Annotated in this window: 22 protein-coding genes; 1 reads left to right on the forward strand and 21 read right to left on the reverse strand. The window is 43.2% G+C overall.

What is annotated here, in order from left to right:
• Positions 1 to 14 precede the first annotated feature (14 nt).
• Positions 15 to 788, forward strand: a complete 774-nt coding sequence (locus KUA46_RS09650; protein WP_022121559.1) for a glycerophosphodiester phosphodiesterase family protein — start codon at positions 15 to 17, stop codon at positions 786 to 788.
• 91 nt (positions 789 to 879) lie between these two features.
• On the opposite strand, the gene KUA46_RS09655 is transcribed toward KUA46_RS09650, so the two are convergent.
• The 21 genes from KUA46_RS09655 to KUA46_RS09755 form a co-directional block, all read right to left on the reverse strand.
• The gene (locus KUA46_RS09655; RefSeq protein ID WP_218487894.1) at positions 880 to 2,220 is read right to left on the reverse strand and encodes an ATP-binding protein; all 1,341 of its coding nucleotides are present in this window, start codon (positions 2,218 to 2,220) and stop codon (positions 880 to 882) included.
• Positions 2,221 to 2,547: 327 nt separating this feature from the next.
• Positions 2,548 to 3,450 carry an IS3 family transposase gene (locus tag KUA46_RS09660; RefSeq protein ID WP_153083943.1) on the reverse strand — a complete coding sequence of 301 codons (903 nt, stop codon included), beginning with the start codon at positions 3,448 to 3,450 and terminating at the stop codon, positions 2,548 to 2,550.
• A 2-nt stretch (positions 3,451 to 3,452) separates the two neighbouring features.
• Complete coding sequence (locus KUA46_RS09665; protein ID WP_089543290.1) at positions 3,453 to 3,890, reverse strand: transposase; 438 nt, start codon at positions 3,888 to 3,890, stop codon at positions 3,453 to 3,455.
• 296 nt (positions 3,891 to 4,186) lie between these two features.
• The gene (locus tag KUA46_RS09670; protein WP_118063927.1) at positions 4,187 to 4,528 is read right to left on the reverse strand and encodes an addiction module toxin RelE; all 342 of its coding nucleotides are present in this window, start codon (positions 4,526 to 4,528) and stop codon (positions 4,187 to 4,189) included.
• 1 nt (position 4,529) lies between these two features.
• Complete coding sequence (locus tag KUA46_RS09675; RefSeq protein ID WP_218487895.1) at positions 4,530 to 4,811, reverse strand: hypothetical protein; 282 nt, start codon at positions 4,809 to 4,811, stop codon at positions 4,530 to 4,532.
• Between the two features lie 258 nt (positions 4,812 to 5,069).
• Positions 5,070 to 5,615 (reverse strand): 2-oxoacid:acceptor oxidoreductase family protein, encoded by a 546-nt coding sequence (locus KUA46_RS09680; RefSeq protein WP_153139913.1) that lies wholly within the window; start codon positions 5,613 to 5,615, stop codon positions 5,070 to 5,072.
• 54 nt (positions 5,616 to 5,669) lie between these two features.
• Positions 5,670 to 6,434: a thiamine pyrophosphate-dependent enzyme gene (locus KUA46_RS09685; protein WP_006848320.1), complete on the reverse strand. Its 765-nt coding sequence runs from the start codon at positions 6,432 to 6,434 to the stop codon at positions 5,670 to 5,672.
• The gene (locus KUA46_RS09690) at positions 6,431 to 7,513 is read right to left on the reverse strand and encodes a 3-methyl-2-oxobutanoate dehydrogenase subunit VorB (RefSeq protein WP_218487896.1); all 1,083 of its coding nucleotides are present in this window, start codon (positions 7,511 to 7,513) and stop codon (positions 6,431 to 6,433) included. Before KUA46_RS09690 ends, KUA46_RS09685 begins: the two co-directional genes overlap by 4 nt.
• Before the next feature lie 3 nt (positions 7,514 to 7,516).
• Entirely contained in the window at positions 7,517 to 7,747 is a 231-nt protein-coding gene (locus KUA46_RS09695; RefSeq protein ID WP_006848322.1) for a 4Fe-4S binding protein, read from the reverse strand.
• Between the two features lie 69 nt (positions 7,748 to 7,816).
• Positions 7,817 to 7,996 (reverse strand): tetratricopeptide repeat protein, encoded by a 180-nt coding sequence (locus KUA46_RS09700; RefSeq protein ID WP_006848323.1) that lies wholly within the window; start codon positions 7,994 to 7,996, stop codon positions 7,817 to 7,819.
• 194 nt (positions 7,997 to 8,190) lie between these two features.
• The gene (locus KUA46_RS09705; protein WP_218487897.1) at positions 8,191 to 9,486 is read right to left on the reverse strand and encodes an MATE family efflux transporter; all 1,296 of its coding nucleotides are present in this window, start codon (positions 9,484 to 9,486) and stop codon (positions 8,191 to 8,193) included.
• Positions 9,487 to 9,577: 91 nt separating this feature from the next.
• Positions 9,578 to 11,728, reverse strand: coding sequence for a DUF3857 domain-containing protein (locus tag KUA46_RS09710; RefSeq protein ID WP_218487898.1), 2,151 nt, complete (start codon positions 11,726 to 11,728; stop codon positions 9,578 to 9,580).
• A gap of 35 nt (positions 11,729 to 11,763) precedes the next feature.
• The gene (locus KUA46_RS09715; RefSeq protein WP_434725790.1) at positions 11,764 to 13,617 is read right to left on the reverse strand and encodes a transglutaminase domain-containing protein; all 1,854 of its coding nucleotides are present in this window, start codon (positions 13,615 to 13,617) and stop codon (positions 11,764 to 11,766) included.
• A gap of 188 nt (positions 13,618 to 13,805) precedes the next feature.
• Complete coding sequence (trpS, locus tag KUA46_RS09720; protein WP_117695026.1) at positions 13,806 to 14,891, reverse strand: tryptophan--tRNA ligase; 1,086 nt, start codon at positions 14,889 to 14,891, stop codon at positions 13,806 to 13,808.
• Positions 14,892 to 15,009: 118 nt separating this feature from the next.
• Positions 15,010 to 16,761 carry an ATP-binding protein gene (locus KUA46_RS09725; protein ID WP_218487900.1) on the reverse strand — a complete coding sequence of 584 codons (1,752 nt, stop codon included), beginning with the start codon at positions 16,759 to 16,761 and terminating at the stop codon, positions 15,010 to 15,012.
• Between the two features lie 182 nt (positions 16,762 to 16,943).
• Complete coding sequence (locus tag KUA46_RS09730; protein ID WP_218487901.1) at positions 16,944 to 18,089, reverse strand: OmpA family protein; 1,146 nt, start codon at positions 18,087 to 18,089, stop codon at positions 16,944 to 16,946.
• A gap of 18 nt (positions 18,090 to 18,107) precedes the next feature.
• A complete protein-coding gene (locus KUA46_RS09735) occupies positions 18,108 to 19,610 on the reverse strand; it encodes a hypothetical protein (RefSeq protein WP_218487902.1) in 1,503 nt (500 codons plus the stop codon).
• Positions 19,611 to 19,758: 148 nt separating this feature from the next.
• On the reverse strand, positions 19,759 to 21,336 hold the full coding sequence (locus KUA46_RS09740; RefSeq protein WP_218487981.1) for an IS1634 family transposase: 1,578 nt from the start codon (positions 21,334 to 21,336) through the stop codon (positions 19,759 to 19,761).
• A gap of 81 nt (positions 21,337 to 21,417) precedes the next feature.
• Positions 21,418 to 22,596: an Ig-like domain-containing protein gene (locus KUA46_RS09745; RefSeq protein WP_218487593.1), complete on the reverse strand. Its 1,179-nt coding sequence runs from the start codon at positions 22,594 to 22,596 to the stop codon at positions 21,418 to 21,420.
• Between the two features lie 23 nt (positions 22,597 to 22,619).
• Positions 22,620 to 23,120: a hypothetical protein gene (locus KUA46_RS09750; protein WP_117695021.1), complete on the reverse strand. Its 501-nt coding sequence runs from the start codon at positions 23,118 to 23,120 to the stop codon at positions 22,620 to 22,622.
• 96 nt (positions 23,121 to 23,216) lie between these two features.
• Positions 23,217 to 26,771 carry a PL29 family lyase N-terminal domain-containing protein gene (locus tag KUA46_RS09755; RefSeq protein ID WP_218487592.1) on the reverse strand — a complete coding sequence of 1,185 codons (3,555 nt, stop codon included), beginning with the start codon at positions 26,769 to 26,771 and terminating at the stop codon, positions 23,217 to 23,219.
• Between the last annotated feature and the right edge of the window lie 123 nt (positions 26,772 to 26,894).

Consider the following 26,894-nt stretch of genomic DNA (forward strand, 5'->3'; position numbering starts at 1 on the left):
TTTTAAAGAAGAATATGAAGAAGACTAGTATGATATTGTGCGGAATGATGCTTTTGGCATCTTCCGCCATGGCTCAAGTAAAGGTGATAGCCCATCGTGGCCATTGGAACAGTCAGGGTGCAGCCCAGAACTCCATCGCTGCCATGCAGAATGCCAAGAAGGCTGATGTTTGGGGAAGCGAGTTTGACGTACACATCACCACAGACGGCACCGTGGTGGTAAACCATGACGACGACATCCATGGCATAATCATCGAGAACGCCAAGTATGCCGACATCAAGAATCTGAAACTTGCCAACGGTGAGCCTATCGCCACGCTGAAGAGTTATCTGGAGGCAGGCAAGAAGCTTGCTCCCATGCAGCTGATTCTGGAAATCAAGGCCCATCAGACTCCTGAGCGTGAAGACAGATGCGTAAAGGCTTGCCTTGATTTGGTAAAGGCAACCGGCATGGAGAAGCAGGTGGATTACATCTCCTTCAGCATGCATGCCTGCGAGGAACTCGTAAAGCTGAACCCACAAGCCCGGGTTTACTATCTGGGCAGCGACGTGGCTCCCAAAGTCATCAAACAGAAAGGCTTTGCCGGCATCGACTACTATGGTGGTGCCCTCCTCAAAAATCCGAACTGGATTAAAGAGAGTCACGACCTGGGCATGAAGGTGAATGTATGGACCATCGACCAGATGAAGGAGATTCAGAAATGCGTAGATTCCGGCGTTGACTTCATAACCACCAACAAGCCAGAAGAAGCCAAGAAGATTGCCGAAGGCAAGCTCAGCTTCAAGTAAAGAATAAAAGGAAAAATAGAATATGAATTGAGAATTCAGCAAATAGCCAAGATGCTAATTTGCTGAATTCTTTTGTTTTTGTATCTATCACTCATTCTTCTACTACAGCATCCAATACGTTCCGCAAATTACCTATCAGATAAAACGGAAGATTAATCAACGTAAACTCCTTGCCATGAATGGTCTTGACCTTATCTATAGAATAAGGCTTTGACCAGATACGGATGGCTATATTAACTTCCGAACTATCCATAAATACTTGGAGAGAACGGAGATGGGCATTGGTTCCACTCTTTACCTCTATCGGATAAAGCTTGGAGTTATGAGTAAAAATGAAATCAATCTCTGCACCGTTATTCGGCTTTGCCCAAAACGAGCGATGCTGTCCCACCCTATCTTCCAAAGCCAATAACTCCTGAGCCGTTATTTGTTCTGCAATATGCCCACGCCAACTGTCCACCATATCGGTAGAGCCAATGATTTCCTTTCTGATTCCCGCCTGATAGTTCACCAATCCCGTATCAAACCAGATGAGTTTTGGCATTCGTTTGGTCTCAGGAATAATCGGCAACTGGGTAGAAGACACTGGGTAAACCAGCTCCAGAAGCATTGCCTTCTCCAGCAATCTAAATGCCTCGCCCACCTCTCTTGACTTATAGCCAGAATTGGCAAAGTTACCTAACGTAATGGTCTCACCCGAAAAAGCCCAACCATAAGAGAGGATAAATCTCACCACATCCGTCAGCTTATTGCCTCTGACGTATTTTTCAGAATCATCCTTATAGGCTTGCACCAGAGTTTCATAAACATCTTCGATACCAATGACATCTTGGGTTTCAGCATACTGCTGCACTGCTTCAGGCATCCCTCCCACAATAGTATATTGATTGAAAAGATGCATCAACTGTTCATGGAAGGCAACCGTATATTCTGCCTTCTGCGAGAGTACGGCAAGCAGATTATACTTGCCGATAGCCCCCAGGAACTCAGAAAACGAACAAGGTCGCAAAGCCAGATACTGTACTCTTCCCACAGGGAAACTGACTTTAACATCCACCAGATTCTCCAACAGACTGCCAGCTGCAATAACATACAAATCAGGTCTCTGTTCATAGAAATACCTAAGAAGTGCTATGGTTTTAGGAGAATTCTGAATCTCGTCGATGAAAACAAGGGTAGTTCCTTCTTTCTTAACCTTACCGACACTGGCATACAGCATATTCACCAGGTCGTCTAAAGGAATCTCCATCTCGAACAACTTGGCATTCTCATTTCTTTCCAGATTGAAATATAGATAATTATCAAACTGAGAGCCAAACTCATTGACCACAGTTGTCTTACCAACCTGTCGAGCTCCTCTCAGGATAAGGGGCTTATGCTTTTTGTCTTGCTTCCAAGCCTCCAGTTTACTGATGATATTTCGTCTAAACATACGCATTTGTTTCAAATCAGGGGCAAAGATACTACTTTTTTGTCGCAAATCAGCGGCAATAGCGTTAAAGTTTGTTGTAAATCAGGGGCAACTAGGCATATAATTTGTCTTATACGTGAAAAAGTTGTCACCTTTAGGATGGTTAAACTAAATTTGTTACTATCTATTTTTCTTATCACTAAATGAGTTACGCATTTTTATTTTTATCACTATATGGGTTGTCAGCGGATACCCATTATACCTAACTAGGTTACTCTTTTTAAGGAGCTATCCCTAGAAAGGTTACGGTGATGATATTCTTTCAAATGCAAAGATACACATTTTCAACTAATTAGAAGAATTTTCCCAAGGATTTTTCCACATTTTCTGCTGTGGCCCCACTTGAGTATGTGCAACTGATGGTGTTTGATTACCGATACTCATATGCGGTCTTTCGTCGTTATAAAACGCAATAATCCTGGTCAGTTCCTTCTTACATACTTTACGAGTAGGAATTGTCATCCTATAAAGCCATTCTGTTTTTAAAATGCCGTTTGCACGTTCTGCTATAGCATTCTCCAAAGGATCTCCTGTTTGAGTCATACTTATTTGTGAGCCATGACTTTTTAGGATAGATACATAATTCTGACTGCAATACTGGCTTCCTCTGTCAGAGTGATGAATGAGTCCTTTTGCAGTTTCTTCATCAATGCTTTTATATGCCATTTTAAGCGCTTCTAATGGATATACAGTTTCTAATGTTGGACCAACAGCCCATCCAACGATTTTATGGGAATACAGGTCTGTTATAAGCGAGAGATAGCACACACCTTCATTGGTTTCAACATAGGTGATGTCACTTGCCCAAATCTGGTTCGGATGGGTAGGAACTACTCCCTTAATCAGGTTTGGGTATTTGCGATAATTATGGTCGGAATCTGTTGTCTTATAGCGCCTACGGCGCTTTATACGTACCATGAGTCCATGCTTACGCAGCATCTCAATAAATGCGTCACGACCAGGGAAGCAGCCAGTATCCTCAAACATCTGTTTCAATATGGCATGCAACTTTGCAGCTCCTAAGCCAGGATTCGACTTACGATACTCACGTGCCTTTTCAATGATGATAGACTCAATGGCCTCTTCAGCAAAGCCGTCAGAGACATTGCGCTTATTATATGCTTGCCGGGTGAAACCAAACAGCCCGCATAGAGTGCCTAAACCTTGGCTCTGGCACTCTGTGCGGAGCAAGCTTACTGTTTGGTACCAGATTTTTTTCTCACAGGAATATTGAAGGTTTCTTCTGCGAGGTCAATCATGGTGGAGAATGCCTTAGAGCGAAGCTTCTCTAACTCCAAAGCCTTGCGGAGACGCTTAATCTCTGCATCTTTCTCTTTCAACTGTTCATTTGTTGTCTTTGCCATATCGTCACGGTTTTGGTCTTCTGGCGGCAAAGATAACAAATCTTTTTCATTTAAGAACTTATCCATCCAAGAAAATAGCACTGTACGACTGCTTATATAGTATTTCTTGATGATTTCTTCTGCTGGGAGCCCACTCTCCATATACTCTCGAACTATCATGATACGATCATCATCTGTAAAAGAGTAGCTATTCAACTCTACCTCACGGGTCTCAAACCAACCTGTGTCCTCATTATACACACGTTCAATTCTTGTCTTACGTTTCATTGTCACTTCTGTTTGTTCCTAAGTGACAACCTTTTTCAGGGAAGTACAATTGTAGCAGTTCCCCAAAGATGCGTCACCTTTATTTTCTTATACGGTTTACCGCCCAAACCAAGGGCAGCCATCGTATGATCCTTGATAATCAATTTACCAGCAAGAAAATCTTACCATACTTGATGGTATTCGCTTTGCCTTGAAATTGCAATAACAAGGCAATTGGTATCCAAAACAATATTCATAACTATACGTTATGAAATACTATGAAGTTCCGAAATTACACAATCTACAAATTCTGCGTATTATCCATTTTCACGTTTATCAAGCAAAAAACTGATAAACTCATCAGAGATATTAGAGATTTCTCCTTTATCATAGATTGTCAACAAATCAATGATAACGGAATCTCCTTCCTGATAAAGATTATAAGTGATGACCCTTGCACCACCACTTTTGCCTTTACCCTTACTAGCTATTGCCATTCTTACCTTTCTGACACCTTTGCCAAGACTAGTACCTTGATAAGGATCCTGTTCTAAGCCTGTAAGAAAAGCATCGTAATCATCAAGCATTGAACGATATTTCTTGGAAAGTTTTCTAAGTTGTCGCTCAAATTCTTTTTCCGTATAAATTTTAACCTTCATACTACGCCTCCTCTTCCCGAAGTCTTCTCAACAAATCACGAGCATCCATCGGTTTAGTCCCATTCTTCTTATGAGCTTCCATTTCATCAAGAGCACGGTTGAGACTTTCTGCCACATAGGCTTCCTGCTCTGCCTGGCTCATATAAGTTTCCTGGTAACTGTTTCCAGACTTGGAGATAGAACTGGCTAATTTTTCAGCATAGTCTTTGAGCTTAGCGACAAATTCGTCAAGCGTATATTGACCAGTAGAAGGTACTTGAAACTGAATATTAATCGTTTCCATCTTATTCCTTTCTTTTAAATTAACGCCACAAAATTAGCGAAAAGAATTGGAAATGCCAAAGAAAAGAACGACTTTCTTTAGTTTTAGATATGAAAAACATTCAACAACAGTTTTTGAATGTAGCAAACTACATGATGCAAATTAAATATATAATCTGCAAGATGCATCATTTTTTCCTTTTCAACCCAGCCTAATAAAACAAGGGAGCGAACTGCATCGCAACGCAGCCCGCTCCCTTATCTATACAGATGATTGAATTTAATCTACCTTTTTGATAATCTTCATTCCCTCTTCCACTGCCTGCATGTTCAGCGGAATCAAACCATGATGGCGCTCTGGCAATGACTTGTAAAGCGCTTTGTTCAAACCATCGGTGCTCACAACAGGACAAACCTTCAGCAGACCGCCCAAAACAATCATATTGAACACCTTGGAGTTTTTCATCTCGGCAGCCTTGTCCATCGCATCAATGCGATAAATGGTGATGTCCTTGCGCTGTGGAGGATTCATCACACCATAGCCATCATAAATCAGGATGCCGCCTGGCTTAATCTTCGGCTCAAACTTGTCGAGCGACGGCTGGTTGAGCACGATGGCTACATCATAATGGCTCAGGATAGGCGAAGAGATGCGACTGTCGCTCACAATGACCGTTACATTGGCTGTACCGCCACGCTGCTCTGGTCCGTAAGCAGGCATCCAGGTTACCTCCTTATCCTCCATCAGTCCTGAATAAGCCAGAATCTTTCCCATAGAGAGAACGCCCTGACCGCCAAAACCGGATATAATGATTTCTGTCTTCATTGTTCTAATCTTTTGTAAATGCCAAATTCAACATTCAACATTCAACATTCAACATTACATGTTCGTTGTATCCTTCAGGTCACCCTTAGGATACTGCTTAAACATGTTCTCTTCCATCCACTTGTTAGCCTCAACAGGTGAGAGTTTCCAACCGCTGTTGCAGGTAGAAACAATCTCTACCAGGCTGGAGCCCTTGCCCTGCATGCTTGCCTCGAACGCCTTGCGGATAGCCTTCTTTGCCTTCTTGATGCTTGCCACGGTCTCCACACTCTGGCGGGTTACATAACAAGTACCCTGCAGATGGCTTGCCAACTCGGTAATATTAAGTGGATAACCATGAAGATCAGCCTCTCTACCATAAGGACAGGTAGCAGTCTTCTGACCCAACAGGGTGGTTGGCGCCATCTGTCCGCCGGTCATACCATAGATGGCATTATTGATGAAGATGATGGCGATATGCTCACCACGGTTCAGGGCGTGGATAGTTTCGCAGGTACCGATGCACGCCAAGTCGCCATCGCCCTGATAAGTGAAGACGAGACGATCAGGCCACAAGCGCTTGATACCCGTAGCTACAGCAGGTGCACGACCATGAGCAGCCTCCTGCCAGTCAATATCCAAATAGCGATAAGCAAAGACAGCGCAGCCCACCGGACATACGCCTACCGTCTTATCCTCCATGCCCATCTCCTCGATAACCTCGGCAACGAGCTTATGAACTACGCCATGCGAACACCCCGGACAATAGTGCATCGGGGTATCGTTCATCAGCGTAGGCTTCTTATATACCAGATTCTCTGGTGAAATTATATCATTCATTTTATTAACTTCTTTAATGCTTCAACGATTTCCTCTGGCTCTGGTACGATACCGCCCAGACGACCAAAGTGCTCCACAGGAGTCTGACCATTCACAGCCAGTCGCACATCCTGAACCATCTGACCGGCATTGATTTCTACAACCAGAATACCCTTCTTGGTCTTGGCGAGTTCATGAATCTCCTTTTCAGGGAAAGGCCAGAGGGTGATAGGACGGAACAATCCTACCTTGATGCCCTGCTCACGCGCACTCTCGATGCTCTTCTCGGCAATACGTGCCGCACTACCGAAGGCTACGATAACATAGTCGGCATCATCCATCTGCTCGGTTTCATAACGAACCTCGGTTTCACGGATTTTTCTGTATTTCTCCTGAAGAGCAATATTGCGCTCCTCCATCACCTCAGGCTTGAGTTCCAGAGAGGTCATGATGTTGACTGGACGATTCTTCGGACGGCCGATGGTAGCCCAAGGACACTCCCTGGCAATCTCCTCCTCGGTACGTCGAGGCTTGACAGGAGGCAGAACCACCTTCTCCATCATCTGACCAATGACACCATCGCTCAGAATCATCGCAGGATTGCGATACTTAAAGGCAAGCGTAAAGGCGAGATCAACGAAATCAGCCATCTCCTGAACAGAAGCAGGAGCCAGCACAATCACATTATAGTCGCCGTTACCACCACCGCGGGTAGCCTGGAAATAATCACTCTGGGATGGCTGGATGGTACCCAGACCCGGACCGCCACGCTGCACATTGACGATAACGCCCGGAATCTCAGCACCTGCCATGTAAGAGATACCCTCTTGCATCAAAGCCACACCCGGACTTGAAGAAGTGGTAATGACACGCTTACCGGCACCGGCGCCACCATAAACCATGTTGATAGCCGCCACCTCACTCTCAGCCTGCAGAACCACCATACCTGATGTTTCCCATGGCTTGAGCAGAGCCAGCGTCTCTATAATCTCACTTTGAGGTGTGATAGGATAGCCGAAGAAACCATCCGCACCACATCTGATACAGGCATGGGCTATCGCCTCATTGCCTTTCATTAATGTAACTTCCTGATTTGCCATTATTTAGTCCTCCTTCTTACGATAAACAGTGATACAGCCGTCCGGACACACGATGGCGCACGAAGTGCAACCAACACACGCATCAGGTACAGCTGCCTCTACATAACGGTAACCATGCACATTGACTTTTTTCTCTGCCAATGCGATGACATGCTGAGGACAAGCCTCCACACAGAGCGAGCATCCCTTGCAACGCCCGGTGTCGACTACAATAGCCCCTTTAATCTTACTCATATTCTAATTTCTTACTAATTATCTTTACCATTGGAGTAAACAAAGCTCCTGCTGTCCACATGTCGGTTGTTATGGATTGTAGTAGTCTTTGCAATAAAAGCTCATGATATCATCCAACATCTCCTTGGCTGCTACGGCAGGGCTCTCCGGATCGAGGGCAATGGCCTCCATATAGCAGTCGAGGGCACGCTTAAAGTCACCCTGCTTGCGCCAGGCGTTACCTTGCTGATAATATTCTTCTGCTGTCATTTACTCTTCTCCTTTTTAAGTTTTGCTCTGCGAAATTACTAATTTTCGGCTAAGAAAAAGAATATAAGCCTAAGATTTAAACTATATTAATGTAGTTTTTCACAAAAATGCGCACACTAGAATTCAGTGTGCAATTTTTATGAAAGATGTACATTATTTCTACTAAAATATTCTATAAAAACACAATTCGTCATTTACCGCAGTTTTTTACGATAAATGACGAACAGTACGATTCCCCTTAACAGAAGGTAGAGAATGAAGGCCAACCACAGGGCATGATTGCCCAGGAAAGGATGCAAGCCGAAGAACAGAACGAAGAACGAAGCCGAGGCTACGGCGGTAGAACAGAGCATCGACTTAGACTGGGTGATGCCTACAAAGATGCCATCGAAGACGAATGCCGACATGCCAGACAGCGGAATCAGCACAGCCCACCAGAAATATTCGCCCGATGCAGCTATCACCTGCTTATCGCTCGTGAGCAAAGAGAGGAAATTCTCGCCACCCACTATATATAACAAGGTGAAAACTACTGCCACAACAGCTCCAAAACCCATCGTTCTTCTAACCACCTCGCGGAATGCCCCCATGTTGCGGGCTCCATAATACTTGCCGCTCAACGCCTCTGCCGCATAGGCAAAACCATCCATAAAATAAGAGAAGATGGTAAAGAGCGTCATCAGCAGCGTATTCACAGCCAGCACGATGGTACTCTCCCTGGAACCTGCTGCCGTAAAGAAGAGGTTGACCGCCACCAGACATAGGGTGCGGAGAAAGATATCCTTATTGAGCGAGAAAAACTGCTTCAGCGGTTCGGCAGCAAAGAGATGCCGGCGATAGTCATACTTGCTTAACCGGCGATAACAGATACGATAGAACAGACATGCCATCAGGAATCCCCACCATTGGGCAATAACCGTTCCGAGCGCCACGCCTTCTACCGTCATCCCGCAGACAAAGACCAGCAGCAGGGAGGCTACGATGTTCACCACATTCTGTGTCAGCGATACCATCATCGGAATGCGCGTGTTCTGCATACCGATAAACCAGCCCGTAAATCCGTAGAGTCCGAGCACTGCCGGGGCTCCCCAGATACAGACATAACAGTATCTCCGTGCCAGTTCCACGACATCCGCTTCCGGCGACATCGCCCAGAGTCCGCAGCCTATCAGCAATTTCTGGAGAACGAAGAACAGCACTCCTATCCCCACACCGATACTGAGAGAGCGCACCAGGAGCCTCAGCACCTCAGCCAAATCTCTCCTTCCCAAAGCCTGCGAAGTCATTCCGCTGGTTCCCATTCTCAGGAATCCGAAAAGCCAGTAGATGACATTGAATAGCATCGACCCCACAGCAATGGCTCCGATGTAAGCCGCATCGCCGATATGCCCGACGATAGCGACATCCACCAAACCCAAAAGCGGTACCGTGATATTGGATATTATCGACGGCACCGCTAATTGTAATATTCGTTTATTCACCTTTTTCAATTCTTAAACCTCATTTAGTTTTACCGGTATATGAACTTCAAGCAGTAACCACCTCTTTTAGAATTAAAAAATATACTCAATAAACTTACATTCATTTCGCTATTACCATCTGCTTATCAGCGAAAGCGCTACAAGCGTCAACCAAAGCCAACAGTTTGCTCCAGTTTGAGACAGGTTCCACTCTATGAGCAAAACATTTGCGCACATACACTTTTACACTTTCATTTCCAGCGGTAGCCTTAACCGTGAATTCTCCACACTCATTAGCCACCGAAGTCTCAATCTTCTTTAATGCTTCAGCAGAGACCTTATATCCTTGCGGCAACGGAATCTCTATATTCCATTCATCAACAAACGCCATCTTGCGCCAAACATCATCGATACGCTCTCGATCCTTGCCTTCTAGTTTCAACGAACTTCCTATTAACTTACCTACCGACAACAAATAGTTATTTCCAGCGCGTTTCACCATTCCATCCATCACATAATCTACATGATAAACAAAGTTAGAACTATCTCGACGGATTCCCACGCAATCTACTCCATAGCCACCGACTTGCACAGGATCAGCATCGTGATAACTACTGATTTCAGCCTTAAACGGATCTATGGCATTTTTCCGATATTCATTGAAAGCTCCTTTTAATTCAGCAGATTCCTTCTTAGTATAACAAGAGTACGGATCTTTGTCGTCGTATTTCAAATATCGCCAATAAGCTTCAAGTTGGCTTGATCCAAAAAGCGTGTTATCAGGACTCACCAAAGACTGACCGTACATTTTCTGTTCACCCGAATAAGTTACCTTCCTACTGATATCAAGTTTAGTACCATCAAGTTTAACCACCATATCTGTAACCGACTTATTGTCTTCAGCTTGACTCACAGGTATCATTATTTGTTCCTCGGAATCTTGCATATACGCCTTTCTTCCTTGATATATATAAGGTATCTCGGAAGCAACCTTAGGATAAGTCCCAGGGAAGTAATACACATCAGTTCCCTTAAGGCGGAAGAACCAAGATGTAGAATTATAATTAATCAGTTTATCAACAGGCAATGCACCAAACGGAGTGGTAATGCCCATTTCTATTTCCACGCCCAATTTACGCAAATAATTAGCCACTGTATTAAAAGCCCTCTGAGAAGATCCACTACTAACATACTCAAAAGAATAAATACGGTCAGCTTTCTCCTCGGCAGACATCCCCTCTTTTTTGGCAGACTTGAAGACGCTCTTATACGTACTAGGAAGACCAGCAGGAGAATATCCCCCCTTAGACACATAAGATTTCAGCAATTTCCAATCGTCTTGCAGGATTGGTGTTACATCAGGATTGCCTCGAACACCTTTTTTGCGCATAGCCTTCTCTACTACTGCCACTTTAGCCTTGGTCGGGGTAATATACATCTCTATAAAAGGTGACTGCTCCAAAGAATTATACCAAATGGATGATTCTGCATCTATCGGCTTATCCATAACCATATCAAGCACTGCATTTTTGTCCTTGTCTGTGGTCTGAGTAAAATCAGGGGCACCATTCATCGTCCGATAGACGGTGGCAAGACTTTGGTCTAGCACACAGTGAACCTTGGTATAAAGGACAGGTTCGTCTTGACGAAGAACAAAATAGAAAGGATCCAGCTGTTGTTCCTGTGTATCTATTTGGTCTAGAGAAAAGACATCAATACAATCTCCCACTTCCAAACCAGGCACAGCTATCTTCTGACTCAAGTCCTTGTCATTTTTGCCTTCCTTGACATCTACATAGTCATCTAAACTTACTTCCTGTACGTTACCATTCTTCTTTATAACACGAATGCCAAGCACCGTTTGCGTTTTATGATGATATCCCCAGGTCCACTTTCTACTTTTCGTCTTGAAAGTAAACTCAGAATAATCCTTCAACGCCTTTTTGTCATTGATTTGAATTAACATACGCTCCATATCCGTACAGTCTATCTGACGAGTAAGGCGAAGATTGAGCACCAGATCAGCCGTTGCCTTACGATAATAATCCGTACTCAACTCCCGATAATAAGATAGTATGACGGCCGAAGCATTCTTGTATCTGTCGGGAACCGTTCGTTTTTGAAAGTCAGCAGGCGTACTGCTCCAAACTTCTTGCCGCACCTTTTGCGCCAACTTCAAATAATCAGCTTTCTCGTCAGCATTCACTGACAACGTCAAGAGCTGTACCAACAGAATACTGAAGACAACTCGGATTACTTTAATCTTTGCCATAATTCAACTTTTTGACTATGAATAATACATTTAACTCATTTTTCCTTTAATACTACTTGCTCATTACAAGCTGCTCCCCAATCACTTACAATCTTATTCCAAGCAGGGATTTCGCTTCGCGGAACACGTCTGTGGTGTATTACACACTCCTTATGCATAACAATCTGATTGCCTGTTTGAGAATAAGTGCGACAAAAATCAACCCATGCTGTATGAATCTGATAAGGTGCGGGGAGACTACTGACCTCCATTTTCTCTGGAATCAAAATCTTTACATCACGTACTTCCTTAGACCGCAAGTCTATCATGTAATCGGAAACCCGTTTGGTTGTATCCACTGGAGTCAGAAAAAGGCTCTCATCGAGATTGGCATCTAAATAAACACTACCGTCAACCAGTTGCCCAGCTCCCTTTTTCATAAAAAAAGCAGTGATATTCAAAGACTCATCCCGAGGACGATTTCCCGTCATCACTATATCCCCAATCTTATCCAATCGTTCACCAGCCCCCATCGCTGCCACCAAGGCCTTCTCTTTTTCATCTTGTGCCGTAGCGTCATTCCCCACTAGTATCCAAGACTTCATATCGCCCTTCCATTTAGAGTACAATTTTCCCTTTATATCGTAGTTTCCATCATCCCCAGATTCTAAGGTTGCCTGATATGTTATAGAAGAAAAGCAAGAATCAGCAGCCAGCTCAGGTAACTTATTCATACGAAAGCTATCTGCGTCTTCTATCAAAGCCATCCTTCCTTGTATATTATCTGGCACATAGCCTAGAGGAACATATGGATTCGTAGCATCCAGATAATATGGCTTTCCCTGATAGAAAACCGTACATATCGCATGATCAATAGATGCAATAGAAGGATTTTTCTGCAAAGAATAAGGTACATCCCATGTCCCTATATCCGTTTGACGAGCATCAAAGCCTTGCGCCTTGAGCAAGGTTTTGAGCAAAAGAGCCATAGCCTTGCAATCACCATAACGCTTACGAATAGTTTCAGCAGGTGTTGCCGGTTGATGGGCAGAAATGCCTGCCTCAAAAGCCAAATATCTGATATTCTGCTGTACCCAGGCATAAGTATTGGCTATCTTGTCATAATCGTTTTTTGCCCCTTTCTGTATCTCTCTTAGTATTTCTTCCTGATTAGGAATAGAGCAATCCACATTAGCCAACTGATGAGACCAGACAAACATATCTTGCAGACTTTGGAATGCTCCCAACACCAAGAGATGAGGAGCACTATATCCCCAAGATGGAGAATTAGGTTCTATCAGCTGTGCAGGTAAGGAATGAATCACATAAGTAAAAACGGAATCTCCCTCTGCATTACATGTAGTACTTTTCTCTATACCAGCAGGAAGATTATATTCTTTTATCCGAAACTGCTGGAAGGCTTTTGGCTTGATTACCTCTATCTTCTTATGCTCTACATAATTAGCTTCACACAAAGGAATAGTTGTGAAATAAATAGGATTGAGATAGGTTCGAGTAAAAGAAGCCTTCAGAGTCTTGCCAACCTTTGGAATCTGATAGCTAAAGTAGCAAATCTTGGTATCATCGTAAAAGACATTACGAGGAATGGCTGACTTGTATTGCGCATACCCCTTACACTGTGCCTTGTCCAAACGAATAAACTCTCCGTAATAAGCACATGGTTGAACTAGAGCGGAATATTGGGTTACACCATACTCATAATCCGTAGTGTTAACAACAATAGTCTTACCTGCGTCATCAGTTTTGAAGACGTATCTATCATTGCATTGCAATATATGCACATTGTCATCAGCTTTTTGAGCCGAGATGGGTTGCAAAAAAGCGAAGAGCAATACCAGCATACTATCTAAATCAGCAAGTCTGTATTGGAGCATTTTTCTCATTTTCATTATACTCTGCTTCTTTTATTTATTCTGTTTGCAAAAATAAGAAAAAAAAACGAGAACAAAGGATAAGAAAAGAAATTATTTTGTTTTTTGCGTTAAAAACATATCATCATAATATAAAAAAGACAAAAGTTACCAGCTGACGATAACTTTTGCCTTTTCACTTTATATTTCTATCTTTTATATCATTATCAAACCTTAAATTTCGCAGCCTGCTCCTCAATATAGGCAGCATCGCTGAAATAGTCGATACGCATAGCCTTGCGAACCTCATCCATGGTCTGGGCTGCAAACTCGCGGGCATCCTCGCTACCCTTCTTCAGGATGTTGAATACCTCAGGAATATCCTGCTCAAACTCATGACGGCGGGCACGGATTGGGTCAAGCATCTTGTTGATGACGCTGTTCAGGAACTTCTTGCAGGTACCGTCACCGATACCACCCTTCACATACTGCTCCTTCAACTCATCCAAAGTCTTGAACTCTGGCCAGAATTCAGCGAAGTCCTCTGGTGTAGAGAATGCCTCAAGATAGGTGAACACGGCATTGCCTTCCAGATGTCCAGGCTCTTCCATGCTCATGCGTGGCTCACCGTTAGACATCTTCTTCACCTTCTTCCAAACGGTCTTCTCATCGTCGCTCATGTAGATGCAGTTGCCGAGACTCTTACTCATCTTCTCCTTACCGTCAGTTCCTGGAAGACGACGGCAGCAGGCAATCTCTGGAAGCAGAATCTCCGGCTCTACCAATACAGGTGCATAAGTCTGGTTGAAGCGGCGAACCAACTCGCGGGTTACCTCCAGCATAGGCTCCTGGTCCTCACCGGCAGGCACGGTTGTAGCCTTGAAAGCGGTGATGTCGGCAGCCTGACTCACAGGATAGCAGAAGAAACCGAGCGGAATGTTTGCCTCGAAGTTACGCATCTTGATCTCAGTCTTCACGGTTGGGTTACGCTGAACACGAGATACAGAGATGAGGTTCATCAGATAGGTAGTCAACTCAGCCAACTCTGGAATCATACTCTGGATATAGAGTGTACACTTCTGTGGGTCGAGGCCCGCAGAGAGATAGTCAAGAGCCACCTCTGTAATGTTCTGGCGAATCTTCTCAGGATTGTCGGCATTATCAGTCAAAGCCTGAACATCTGCCATGAAAACGAACATTCTGTCAAAGTCGCCAGCGTTCTGAAGTTGTACTCGGCGCTGCAGAGAGCCGATGTAATGACCCAGGTGAAGTTTACCTGTAGGACGGTCGCCCGTCAATATAATCTTTCCCATTTTCTTGCAATTTATTATTATTTTAGCTGCAAAGGTACAACAAAATAATGAGAATGAGGAAAAAAAGATGTAAAATTAACCAAAACCCAGAGTTTAAGAGACAAAATGCTTATCTTCTTTAATCAATTTCATCTATCTTCCTCAACTGATACCCCTCAAACTGCATAATTATCTTATGGAGTTTGGTACCTTGACGCAAGGCTTCCACTCTTGGAGCATCGGCATATCGGTTTATTTGTTCCACAGCTTGCTCCCATTGCTCTTCCGCCTTGGTTTGTCTGCCGTTATCAGCCATAGCTCCAAAATCTTTCTTTGACAGCATCTTCAGTTCGATAATATAGCTGTGCTTGGTATCGTAATGAGTCAAGTCTGGCAACAGGAAAAAGTCACAATATCCATGATTCAATTCCAATTCGGGCATCGTATAATAGTAACTGTTCAGATTCAAATATGCCATAAAGAAACCTTGCAGATTACGTTCACCCTCTATGCTATCTCTAACGGAAGAGACCTTGGCATAAGCCTGTGCCATAAACTCCAGCGCAGGTTTCCATTGACCATCAAAAGCCATATCGGTAAACAAAGACTTAAGACTCATTTCGTCTACCGCACAGACTTCGTCATATTGCTCCAGCAGATAGGTATAGTATTGCTTGCGAACATTATTATTTGGAATGCCAAGCACCAGCTGGTCTCCGCGTGTTCCCTTTATTGTTAACATTCCATAATAGAACAGAAGACTGATAAATATCTGTGGTCTTACCAACAATTTGGCAGGAAAACTTTCCTCAATATTACCTATTATATCTCCATTCTCGATGATAGTGCGCAGCACACCCTTACGGTCGCCATCCAGTTTATCAAGCTGCAGCAATTTCTTCATCTTGCCATAATCTGTCTTGGTATTAGGATCCACCATCAGCTTAGGAGATTCACCAGTCTCACGATAATTGCGTAAGTAATAGAATACCATATCGCTGTTGAAAACTTTACTCTGAGTTTTCAAGGCACTTTCCGAGAAACAATAGTTGTCATACCATGGTTTCATCTCTTTTATAATAGCCTCCACATCACTATCCGGTCGAATTTCCCCATTCTCCTTATAATAAGTGAAGAGTTCTCTTACATCTTCGGTAGAGAAACCAAGCATTTGATTAAAGGCAGGCTTGGTAGAGATATGCCATCCGATGTTGAATCCACTGGTCAAATCATCCAGTGTAACAGGACTTACGCCTGTCATAAAGATTTTAGAGAACATTCCCTTAAACACCTTGAAAATCTCCCGATAAAAACCACTGGCATGGGTAAGAGCCGTATACACTTCCTCCCCCTGCTCATTGAGCACAACATTGGTAAAGTTGTCATACTCATCTACTATAAGATAAAGTGGAAGATTCTTTTTCTCTGCAGCAATCCCAATGGCATTCAACTTTCTGGCAGCGGTTTTTGCCTTCAACACACTTTCCACTACTCGTTCGGGATAATACTCCTGATAAGTTTCGATAAAGCTATCAATACATTCATTGCAATAGGCATTGAAGTTTTCTTCCAATTGGTCTATCGAACCTCCTATCTTGGAGAAATCAAGAAACAAGACTTGATACTTTCCCTGATTTTCTGTAGGATGCGAACCTATCCAAAGGTTGCCAAACAACTTATCAAACTTATCTTTACGTTTGATGTCATAATAAGCCCTCAGCATACTGATAAACAAGCTCTTGCCAAAACGGCGAGGGCGAATAAAGAACAAGGCATCAGGCTCATCCTCTAACTTAGGTATATACATAGTCTTATCGACATAATATTGATTTCTCTCAATGATGTCGATGAAGTCAGACACTCCGTAAGGTATTCTTTTAGCTCGTCCCATAATCGCTTATTTTTTAATACGTTGCAAAGGTACAACAAAATATTGAGAAACTGCAAGAAATGGTGAAAAAATAACAAAATGAGCGGGAGAAGGAAAGGATATCAGAACGAAAAACGGGGCACCCCTGAGGATGCCCCGCCACCAATTAAAATAATTGATTGTCGCATTATAAACTTACCGTACTACTTAGCGATCATGATCGTTACACGGTTCTCTGCGTTTTCTGCAAAAGGCTGCACACGTGCACCCTTAGATTCTTCTGTAATGCGCTCTGAAGGTATATTATATTTCTTTGTCAGCATCCAAACCACAGCTGCTGCTCGCTTGGCAGCGATGCGGTCGTTGATGACGTCATTGCCTGTACCCTTGTCAGCATAGCCGGTTACTACAACCTTTGCCTCTGTGTTCTTGTTCAGGAAGTCAACCACCTCACGGATCTTAGCATCCTCAGCAGGAGCAATCTTGTAAGAATTGATGGTGAAGAAGATGTCACGGCGAATCTCCTCTATCTTCTTCTCTACAGGAGCTGGCTTAGGCTCTGGCTTAGGAGCTACATATTCCTGCTTAGGAGCTGGTGCCGGAGCAGGTTCCTCTACCGGCTTAGCCTTCTTGGTATAGCTCTTGCCCAGATTGATGCGTACACCTGCCAGTGCATTGAAGTACCAGTCAGGGTTATCTGCCTTCTTAGAGTTGTACTTGTCTGAAATCATGTTGGCATTGCCTTCGAGCATGATGCTCACAACCTTGCTTACCTTGAATTCCAGGTCGATACCGGCTCTGCCGTAAGGGCGAACCTTCTTTCCCTGCCAGAGATATTCCAGCAGATAGTTGCTCTGATTCTTGATGTTGGCAGCCAGGTCGTTTACCTCCTGGTTAGCTCCAGCCCAGTTGATACCACCACCTACGAAGGCTGTAGCGTTGAACATGCGGTTCGGGTTCCAGCCACAGAAGAGGTTAGAGAGGTTGAACATAAAGTCCACACCAGGCGCTACATATTTCCATTTGTAGCTGGCGGTATACGGAGTACCGTCCTTGGTAGCCTTGTATCCGTTCCATCCGCCCTTGCTCCAGATACCGTTTATCTGACCACGGAGTCCGAAAACAGGAGAGAACTGGTAGCCGATGGCACCCTGGAAGTTAGGAGAAAGCAAGTCTGAGAAGCTTGCCTCACCTACAGTATATTGCCCACCAGCCTGAACATCCAGAAACCAGTGACGTTTAAACTGATATTCGTTTCCATCCTTGTCTGTATAGGATGCTTGTGCCATAGCGGCTGTAGAGCCGATGGCTAACATGGCCGTTGCCATGAGCAGTTTAATTGATTTCATAACTTTCTACATTAAATTTTATTTCTTTACGAATTTCTTTCCATTCACAATGTAGATACCAGAACGGTTCATCTGCTTTACCTTACGTCCCTGGACATCATAGATTACATTGTTCTTCTCAGTAGAATTCACAACATGTTCGATACCAGTAGCCTTATCATTGTCTACTTCGATTGTAATCGTCATTCTTGGGTTTGTATGACAGTCACTGGCTTGGGTTGTGGTCTTGTCCTCAAGGAACTTTCCAAAGTTTGTATCTCCGAAGGTTCCCTGCAAAATTACGATAGCGTAACTATTGGCTTTCAATTCACCTTCTCTAATAGGAGTATCAAAAACTAACAGCAATGTCGGCGTTGTCGGATCTTCCGGATCTACATAGCTTTCAAAGTGTCCTGTACGAATCGTCTTGTTGTTGTCGTAAACTGCAAGTCTCACTTCTCTATCAGGATTAGCAACCAAACCATCATAGTATCCAATGTTTTTAATCATAAATCCATTCAATGCAACATCCTTGACAAAACCTGATATATCAGGCAACATCTGGTATATTGAATAATCTGATTTAAGATTTGGATCATCAGGAGAGCCGCCCTTTCCTATCGTAAAGCTTTCCTTGATAGCTTGTGTCTTTACTTCCTTATTATTCTTTTCATAATGGAAGGTTCCTTCTGGGATTACCAGCTGATAGCTAGCCTTTGCCAGGTCAGTCAACGCAACAGTAAACTGATTGTCTTTTCCTGTTACCGGAGTAAAGGTAACGTTCTTCACACGCTCACCCTTCTCATCAGTGATGTAGGCATCAGCATCACTCATTACAGTAACATGAGTCAATCCATCGAAAGAAAGAGTCAGGAGATCGGCATTGCTTCCTACTATTGCAGGTGTCAACTTGTAAGCTGTCTCTACGGTCTTGATAGCAGCAGCCGGTTTTTCAACCTCAACGAATGCGAAGGCACTGGTCAGACTGCTTTGCCAATATGGAGCAGCAACAGCTGCTTCTGTCTGATATTTCTTGTCTGCATGATTGCACAAAGCATAAGCAACGCTAGAGCTTCCCGTTACAGATGGATAAGATCCCTTGAAAGAGAAAGTACCCAATGCTTTGTCTGCATCAAAGACATCACCCGATTCGAGTTGTACAGCAGAGCCATCCAGTTTGGCAATTGTAAGCTTGCTTACTTCTGCACCTGCATCAACTGTCACTCCATTGACATTCAGCATATTGTCATCAGCATCACCCAAGGTGAACACTCCACTATGGTCTAACGCCTCAAAAGCTGAAGCTTCATCAATATTGTCTACCAATAGAACCTGCTTTTCTTTTACAGCAAGATACTTCCGTTCATTCTTCTTATTTACACTGGCTATCTTATACCACTTCTTGTTTTCAGGAAGAAGAACATCGGTTTCATTATAATAAGCATCAATAGCAGCCTTGAATTCAGCATCTGTTGATGCTTCATTCTTTACAACATTGTCCAATGCTACGTAAGCCGCGCTTGTGACCTTAGGATAACCCACCGATTTGTTTTGCAACAGTTCTTGGGCTTTCAGGTAAGCCGCAGAACCGACAACAACATATTCTACATCAAAAGCCTTATTGTAGCGTTCCCATTCGGCATCGCCCTTCTTCCTGACTTTGACTATGCGTCACCCATCTTGGATTTTTCTATTTTTCGGGGGCAGAATCGTCACTTTTGCCCCCGTCTAGTATCTTTTGAACATCAAACAAGGGCTTGATAGAGTGTTGGGCAGGAGTCAGCAGCAATGTTTCTTGCCTGACCTTCCCATTATTCGGCATGTTGATTCTGATAGTAGCTATGGTCTTAGCAATTTTCAAAACTGAATCTACACTTTTGTTTATCTTGGCAATTTTTAAGATACGCTCCAGTTCTTTATACACCTTGTATGCAATGAAGCATATGCAGATATGTGCCTCTATTCTTTTCTCTGTGAAATGAAAGATGGGGCGTGCCTCCAAGTTCCCTTTGGTTACACGAAAGGCTCGTTCCACGACCCATAGACCGTGGTATTGTTCGACAACTTCCTTTGGTGTGATGGAAGTATTGGTTATATAACCTTTCAAGCCATCCCACTGTGAATCTTCCTTGATTTTGTCTTCGCTGATAACTACATCTATGTCTTTGCTGATTTCCAAGAATTTATTATAGCCACGCTTATTTACGGAGGCTTTTGTGATTTTTCCATTTGCATATGCCTTCTTGAGCCTTGCCACTCCCTTATCACGATTATGTGCATCCTTCTTTGCTCGTTCTTCGGAATAGCCGAGGATCAATCTTGCATTGTCACCATATCTGTATTCGTGAAATTTTCCAGGCATCTTGTCTTGCTGCAAGATCCATTCTTTTATCTGCTCAGACTCTGTATGAATACGAGCACCTATTATATATTTGTATCCTGCATCCTCCAGTAACTTTACATTGCGCTTACTCATGAGCCCTGCATCAGCCACCACTACAAAATCGTCCAGAAAGAAGCGTTGTATGAAATCATCTATGATAGGTAGCATGGTGTATCCCTCGTATTGGCTTCCATTGAAAATACAATACGACAGAGGATAGCCATCACGGCTGACCAAGAGGCCTAGCACTATCTGCGACTCTGATGTCTTGCCATCCTTTGAAAAACCAGACTCTCGCAGCACATCTGTTCTACTGGTCTCAAAATACAGTGTGGTCACATCATAGAACATCAGACCTACATGTCCACCGAGTATGCGCTTGGTGTGCTCTACACTGATGCGTTGTACCTCTTCTTTTTGGGTATAGTACAACTTGTCCATGTAGCGATAAAGCTTATACAACTCGACATCTTCATCAAAGTATGACTTCAGGTAATCTACTGTTGCGTGTTTGCTCATGGGTTGAGAGATGCGAGCGATAACCAAATGGCGAAGTATGGAATCTTGAATTTGGTTGAAACCTATGCTGTCATATACTTGGTTTAGGATAATTTGGTGTCCATTTAGAAGCAGGGAGTCTATGTTAGACAGTACTCGTTCTGTCTCTTCCTCTTCGTTTTGCTTGATGTCTGGTTCTGTGAAGTTAATCTCTTGCTGTCCACCATAAGTTCTTATCCATTTGTTCGCTTCTAGGCACAGAGCATCCGCTTCGGCATCTGTCTTCGCAACACCGAAACTCTTGATTTCACGGAACTTGCCATTGCTCTTGTCCACCACAAGCACTCCGATATGCCCACTGCGGTGCTTCTTCTTACGTACAAACATGGTGCAAAGATACAAAAAATAGTCGTTGCGTCACCCATTTACAGAGATTATTTTTGCTAAATGCCTGAAAATTAGGATATGTTATTTTATAGGTACACATTTTGTCAAAGTCAGGACAACAACATATTCTACATCAAAAGCCTTATTGTAGCGTTCCCATTCGGCATCGCCCTTCTTGTCGTTGCAAACTACATTAGCAGGAACAATAAGTTTATAAGTACCCTTCTTTGAAATAGCACCTGCAGCGCCCTGTATTTCAAAATTAACTTTCGTATCAGATGCCTTGACAGCCTTTGCTGTCAGATAGTCGTTACCATCTTTCAGTAATTTCACGCTAGCAGCCTCATCTACATATCCAACCTTCTCTCCAAAGTCTACGGCAATAGTAAGAGGTAAAGTTTCAACGGTTCCCGCTGCAGGAGTAATCGAAACAGGACTAAAAGGAGCCTTGATGACAAAAGTGAATTTCATTTCCTTGTTCTCAAAGCCTTCCTTATCAACAAAACTCTTTGCAGGAACCGTAAGTGTATATGTACCATTCTTTGCTATCTGGCTAGCAGCAGATAAGGTTACCACATTGTCTTTTACAGTAGCCGAAAGCGTCTGGCTGCTCGTTCCATCAGAGAGTGTGATTTTGGATGCATCTTTTACCAGCATGTTGCGGTCGAATGTAAGATGCATGTTTTCAAAGTACTCTAAAACACTGCCATTCACCAAATCACTAGTAGCAGTCAAAATGGTAGACGGCATGGTATAGAGTACCGTAATCTTTTTTAATTGAGCATTCGAAAAACTGTTTTTATATATTAAGTCATGGATATCCTGCTTTTTATCATTAATCCATGTCTTGTATCCATCTTCCTGACTTCCTAATTCATCGTCTGTCACTCGAAGATCACCTACAGTACTACCTTCGGAGAAAGATACTCTGTCAAGACGTCCGATATCAGGTGCATGCACTTTCATCAAAGCCTGCTGACTGACTTTGAGATAATAGGAGATATCATGAGTATAGCGATTAGTAAAGTTTACGATGGCTGTACCCAATCCCTGATTACCCCACTCAAAATCAATAGTAATGTCGCCATTAGAGAAAACATTATCAGTAACGGGAACTTCATTACTATTACCTTCAGGTGGAGTTATGGAAGGAGTAAGGCTGAGTGGCTGACTGAAATCAAATACAGCAGTGCGCTGTATCTGAGCCCAACCGGGTGCAGACACACAAGCCAGTAATATGACAAACAATGATTTCTTCATAATAGGTAAGTTTAAATGTTTTATTAGCGCATGTTCATATCTATTTCGTCAGTAGCCGTCTTTACACACAGTTTCCAAGTGCCGTCTACTTTCACCGGATTGAACATATAAGCAGTCTTTGCCGGTTCAGCGGTTCCAGCCTGTTTTGCCGTTGCAAAGGTAACATCATATTTCACATCATTGCAGCCTTGCAACTGGAATGAGTAATATACGCGTGTATAATCCAATACAGGGAACATCTTAAACTTGTTAAGATATCTTTGTCTTGTTTCTTCTGTGAGAGGTTTTACTTCTTGCGTAGAATCGGTATATTCATGCAAATTGGCAAGCACTGCGTTATAATCCTTTGCCTTGAGTTGCGCCATGGCATCATCACACAGTTTCAACATAGCAGCCGTATCTTCTTCTGTCAATTCGCTTCTGAATTCATCAACCTGCTGTTCGCGACTTTTCTTTTTCTCACCGCATGAACATAATGAGAAGACCAATATAGCCAAGAGAGAATATAATATAGTTTTTTTCATACCCGTCACATTTTTAAATAAAAAGAGGGTGCGCCGCTCTTTTAGGCACACCCTCTAATTAGAGCTTAATTATTAATTTCCTTTTCAATAAATGTCTTAATCACCGATTGTACCGTTGATTGTGAACTCAACCTTAGTAGTAAACTCACCCCACTCGTAAGCGATAGTGATAGGAACTCTTACCTTGAAGGTTTCTACGTTACCACCATTGTTGTAGTACCAGATAGTACCGAACTTAGCCTTATTAGCCTCCATGAAGGTTGCCAAAGCAGCATTCTGACTTGCAGAGTTGTAAGAAGTCAAATCGTTGGTGTAAGTTACCTTACCCTTAGTCTTAGAATCTGTAGCAACACCACTTCTATTACCGCATCTGAGTTCAACGTCTCCACTAATCTTATCCATTGTAGTCCAATGACCGCCGCCAAGAGTTGTCTCAACGTTAGCAGGTGTAGTATCGATCGTAATAGACTTCACATTGTAGTAACCCCAGAACCAGAGGTGGTCACCCCACATATTACTCTGGTTAGCTACACAACCTGCCTCAGAAACAGTAGCAGTATTCCAACCACGCCAGTCGTACAACTTGAAGAGATCAAGAGCGTAGATAACGTTACCATTGGTGTTAGCATCGATACGTGGTTCTGTAGCAACATCAATCAAGTTGATTGGACGCTCCCAAGATGTCAGGAAGATACCATCCTTAACAAACTCAGCAACACCACAAGTATTCTCAGTTACAACACCTACCCAAGAGCGAAGCTCCTTCTGGATATTAGCATTCGCTGGTTCATAACCAATCGCATTCAAGACAGCCTTTGTTGTTTCATTCTTTATCAATGTAATCTCACTAGTAGCAGGATCCAATGTTGCAATTTTAACATAAGAAGTACCCTTTACTGCATAGAGATCTTCATTCATGAATGCACCATCTGCGTAGTCAATAGCACAACCCTCAAGAGTTTCCTGCAACTTAGCCTTGCTGAATACGTGAGAGTCACCAATGATATACTTGCAGAACAACTTGTTCCACTTGGTATCAGCAGCACTTCTCTGTGGAGTGATTGTATAACCACCAACTACAACAGGCTCAGGAACGAAGTAATACTTGTGAGGACCTACTAACTTAGCAACATTACCCTTCAAAGTAGAAGTAACCTTGCGGCTAATACCAAGGATATCGCCACCATTTGTAGGTTCCTTAACATCGAAGATAACTGCTTCCTTACCATTTATAGAACCATCAAGTCCCTTCCAGTACTCAGGAATCAACTCACCGAATGTCTGGTTCTTATTGATACGTGACAAGTTGTAAGTCAACTTAACATAGATGTAAGGATACTTAGCCTTTGCATTACCTACGTAACGTACATAGCGAACTACAGGAACAGGATTAGCCTGATCATGAGTCAACTTCTCAAGATCTTCAGCAGACAAATGCCACTTAAACGCATGGTTAGTTGTACCCTCTGTATTAGCGAAGTACTCAATATGACCAAGATCATCAGCAGCGTCGTATGTACCACCCTTCTCAGGAGCAGCCTTGAACATCTTCAGATCCTTAGTAGTATTACCAGCAGCATCAGAACCGAAATTACCCTTATCATCAATAGTATACTGCTCATCGAAGTCCTTCTTTGTCATATTCTCAAGACCCTCTGTCAATACAGTTGCAGAGAACTGAGCCCATGTAGTCTTCAAATCATCAATACCATTGCAGAGGTCGAACTTAGCATCCTTTGTCAACAAATCAATTGCCTTATTAGGAGCAACCTCAGGGTTCTGACGTGTAATGTGAATCAAGATGTAACCATCCAAAACCACCTGGTCACCACGCTTAACGAGTACCTGAACCAATGGCTCACGGTCGATAGCTGTAGAAGATTCTGTGGTAGTAGGGTTACCGTCTGCATCAACATTCCATGCACGGAGGACACCAGCATCCTTGTTAACCCACTTAGCATAACGGCTATCAATTGTTGCGTTACCGTCTACCTTGTATTCAACGAGGTTGAACTGATAGGTCAAGCCCCAATCCTTACCTTCTTCTAATGACATCTCCTTCAGGTTAACACCAAGTTTATTAGGAGTACCAGGAGTAAACTGCTTAACATCCTCTACCAACATATGGAGTCCGAGGTAGCTTGCAATATCAATACCCTCTGCGCTGTTATAGTAAAGTTCGAGAGCTGCACCAGCTGGATCTGCTAAAGCCTCCTGAGGTGAGTCGTAAACGTGAACCTGAGCAGTAGCATCAGCAGCAGTTGTACCGAATGTATTAGCAGTAGGAATACCCTTTTCGTCACCCATACGGGTATTAGGCAGACCTAATCCAGCATAATGAGGTTTCAATCTCCAGTACAAAGCCTCGAGGTAAGCCTTCTGTGGTTGAATCAGAGCATAATCAGAAGTAACCTTGCCTTCAGCTACTGTACTTGCAGCAGTCTTAGCCTGCAAAGCAACGGTATTAGCTGTCTCATTCTTATCTTTAACAGTTGGGAATGGTTCCAACTTTTCAGGATGCTGAATCTTCAAACCTGCTGTAACAATACCATTAGAAGTATTGAAGAGAGCCTTACCTGCATCGTTCGTCTCTGGAGAAGTAATATCGCCAAGATCTGAAGCAGTAGCACGAGTATGATAATTCAAGATTGTTGGCTCAAGAAGATTGAAACCCACAATATCCTCGTATGCCATATCAGCATTTGATGGATTCATGTGATACTTAACACCCCAAGCAGGACCATAATTAAATTCTGTTGTAACCGCAGGAACTGGACGATTAGCCAATCTATCAGGCAAATAGTTATCGAGACCTGTGACAGTCTTAGCTGGAGAACCAGGGCCAGCAGTAAGCAAGCGGCTTTCACCTCCAAGTCCTGTTTTATGTGTCAAGTAATCACCATGCAAGTAGTCATAAGTCAAAGTCTCAATACCATCCAAGTAGAGATTTGGCATGAATACCAAGCCTGTCAAATCACCAGTAAGCGAAATAACGACCTTTTCACCAGAAATACCCTTAACACCTGTGAGGATCAAGTTTTGCTTATCCAAAGTAGCGGTGATAGAGTTTGGAGTTTCTGAAACAAACTGAACGTCACTGCGTCTTACCTTCTTGCCATCCTTGTAGATATCGAAGTAACCAGATTCTGCATCAGGAACATAGTACTCATAAGATGCTGCGGATGCGCTTGTGCCTGCATCACCCTTGTCACCCTTGACGCCTTGATCGCCCTTGTCACCCTTGACGCCTTGATCGCCCTTGTCGCCCTTGACGCCTTGATCGCCCTTCTCGCCTTTCTCGCCCTGAGGACCACGAGCCAAGTTGTCTGTCTTTTTACCATTCTCATACCAGTAACCATCGGCACCGATAGTCCATGCAGTACCAGGAGCGCCATCCTTACCATTTGAAATAGTGACTGATTTTCCATCACTGAGCTTTACAGTAATACCATCACTAGTTTCTGTTACTCCGGTAACAAGACCACCACCCTTAATCAAATTCTGAATGGTCTCAATTGCTTTTGCATTAGAATCAATCTGCTGTTGCAAATTACTAATGTCATCATCGTAGTCCTTACAAGAAGTAAATGTGCTTACCGAGGCAATTGTCAATGCACCCATAAGCAGCGCGCTAAAATACTTTCTTTTCATACGGTAATAATTTATAAAGTTATACGATTTTCCTAGCCTTTCGGCAGGAAGTTATTAATTAATTCTCTATATCGAATTAAGAGTTCCGTTTGATGAAAAGAGTCTGCACTCTTAGAAAAGTTC

This window comes from Segatella copri (assembly GCF_019249765.2).
Taxonomy (GTDB): Bacteria; Bacteroidota; Bacteroidia; order Bacteroidales; family Bacteroidaceae; genus Prevotella; species Prevotella copri_K.

What these genes read in the sequence shown, in the direction of transcription:
- KUA46_RS09650 (WP_022121559.1), top strand. Translation starts at nt 15, where the DNA reads ATGAAGAAGACTAGTATGATATTGTGCGGAATGATGCTTTTGGCATCT.
- KUA46_RS09655 (WP_218487894.1), bottom strand. Translation starts at nt 2,220, where the DNA reads ATGTTTAGACGAAATATCATCAGTAAACTGGAGGCTTGGAAGCAAGAC.
- KUA46_RS09665 (WP_089543290.1), bottom strand. Translation starts at nt 3,890, where the DNA reads ATGAAACGTAAGACAAGAATTGAACGTGTGTATAATGAGGACACAGGT.
- KUA46_RS09670 (WP_118063927.1), bottom strand. Translation starts at nt 4,528, where the DNA reads ATGAAGGTTAAAATTTATACGGAAAAAGAATTTGAGCGACAACTTAGA.
- KUA46_RS09675 (WP_218487895.1), bottom strand. Translation starts at nt 4,811, where the DNA reads ATGGAAACGATTAATATTCAGTTTCAAGTACCTTCTACTGGTCAATAT.
- KUA46_RS09680 (WP_153139913.1), bottom strand. Translation starts at nt 5,615, where the DNA reads ATGAAGACAGAAATCATTATATCCGGTTTTGGCGGTCAGGGCGTTCTC.
- KUA46_RS09685 (WP_006848320.1), bottom strand. Translation starts at nt 6,434, where the DNA reads ATGAATGATATAATTTCACCAGAGAATCTGGTATATAAGAAGCCTACG.
- KUA46_RS09690 (WP_218487896.1), bottom strand. Translation starts at nt 7,513, where the DNA reads ATGGCAAATCAGGAAGTTACATTAATGAAAGGCAATGAGGCGATAGCC.
- KUA46_RS09695 (WP_006848322.1), bottom strand. Translation starts at nt 7,747, where the DNA reads ATGAGTAAGATTAAAGGGGCTATTGTAGTCGACACCGGGCGTTGCAAG.
- KUA46_RS09700 (WP_006848323.1), bottom strand. Translation starts at nt 7,996, where the DNA reads ATGACAGCAGAAGAATATTATCAGCAAGGTAACGCCTGGCGCAAGCAG.
- KUA46_RS09710 (WP_218487898.1), bottom strand. Translation starts at nt 11,728, where the DNA reads ATGGCAAAGATTAAAGTAATCCGAGTTGTCTTCAGTATTCTGTTGGTA.
- KUA46_RS09715 (WP_434725790.1), bottom strand. Translation starts at nt 13,617, where the DNA reads ATGAAAATGAGAAAAATGCTCCAATACAGACTTGCTGATTTAGATAGT.
- trpS (WP_117695026.1), bottom strand. Translation starts at nt 14,891, where the DNA reads ATGGGAAAGATTATATTGACGGGCGACCGTCCTACAGGTAAACTTCAC.
- KUA46_RS09725 (WP_218487900.1), bottom strand. Translation starts at nt 16,761, where the DNA reads ATGGGACGAGCTAAAAGAATACCTTACGGAGTGTCTGACTTCATCGAC.
- KUA46_RS09730 (WP_218487901.1), bottom strand. Translation starts at nt 18,089, where the DNA reads ATGAAATCAATTAAACTGCTCATGGCAACGGCCATGTTAGCCATCGGC.
- KUA46_RS09740 (WP_218487981.1), bottom strand. Translation starts at nt 21,336, where the DNA reads ATGTTTGTACGTAAGAAGAAGCACCGCAGTGGGCATATCGGAGTGCTT.
- KUA46_RS09745 (WP_218487593.1), bottom strand. Translation starts at nt 22,596, where the DNA reads ATGAAGAAATCATTGTTTGTCATATTACTGGCTTGTGTGTCTGCACCC.
- KUA46_RS09750 (WP_117695021.1), bottom strand. Translation starts at nt 23,120, where the DNA reads ATGAAAAAAACTATATTATATTCTCTCTTGGCTATATTGGTCTTCTCA.
- KUA46_RS09755 (WP_218487592.1), bottom strand. Translation starts at nt 26,771, where the DNA reads ATGAAAAGAAAGTATTTTAGCGCGCTGCTTATGGGTGCATTGACAATT.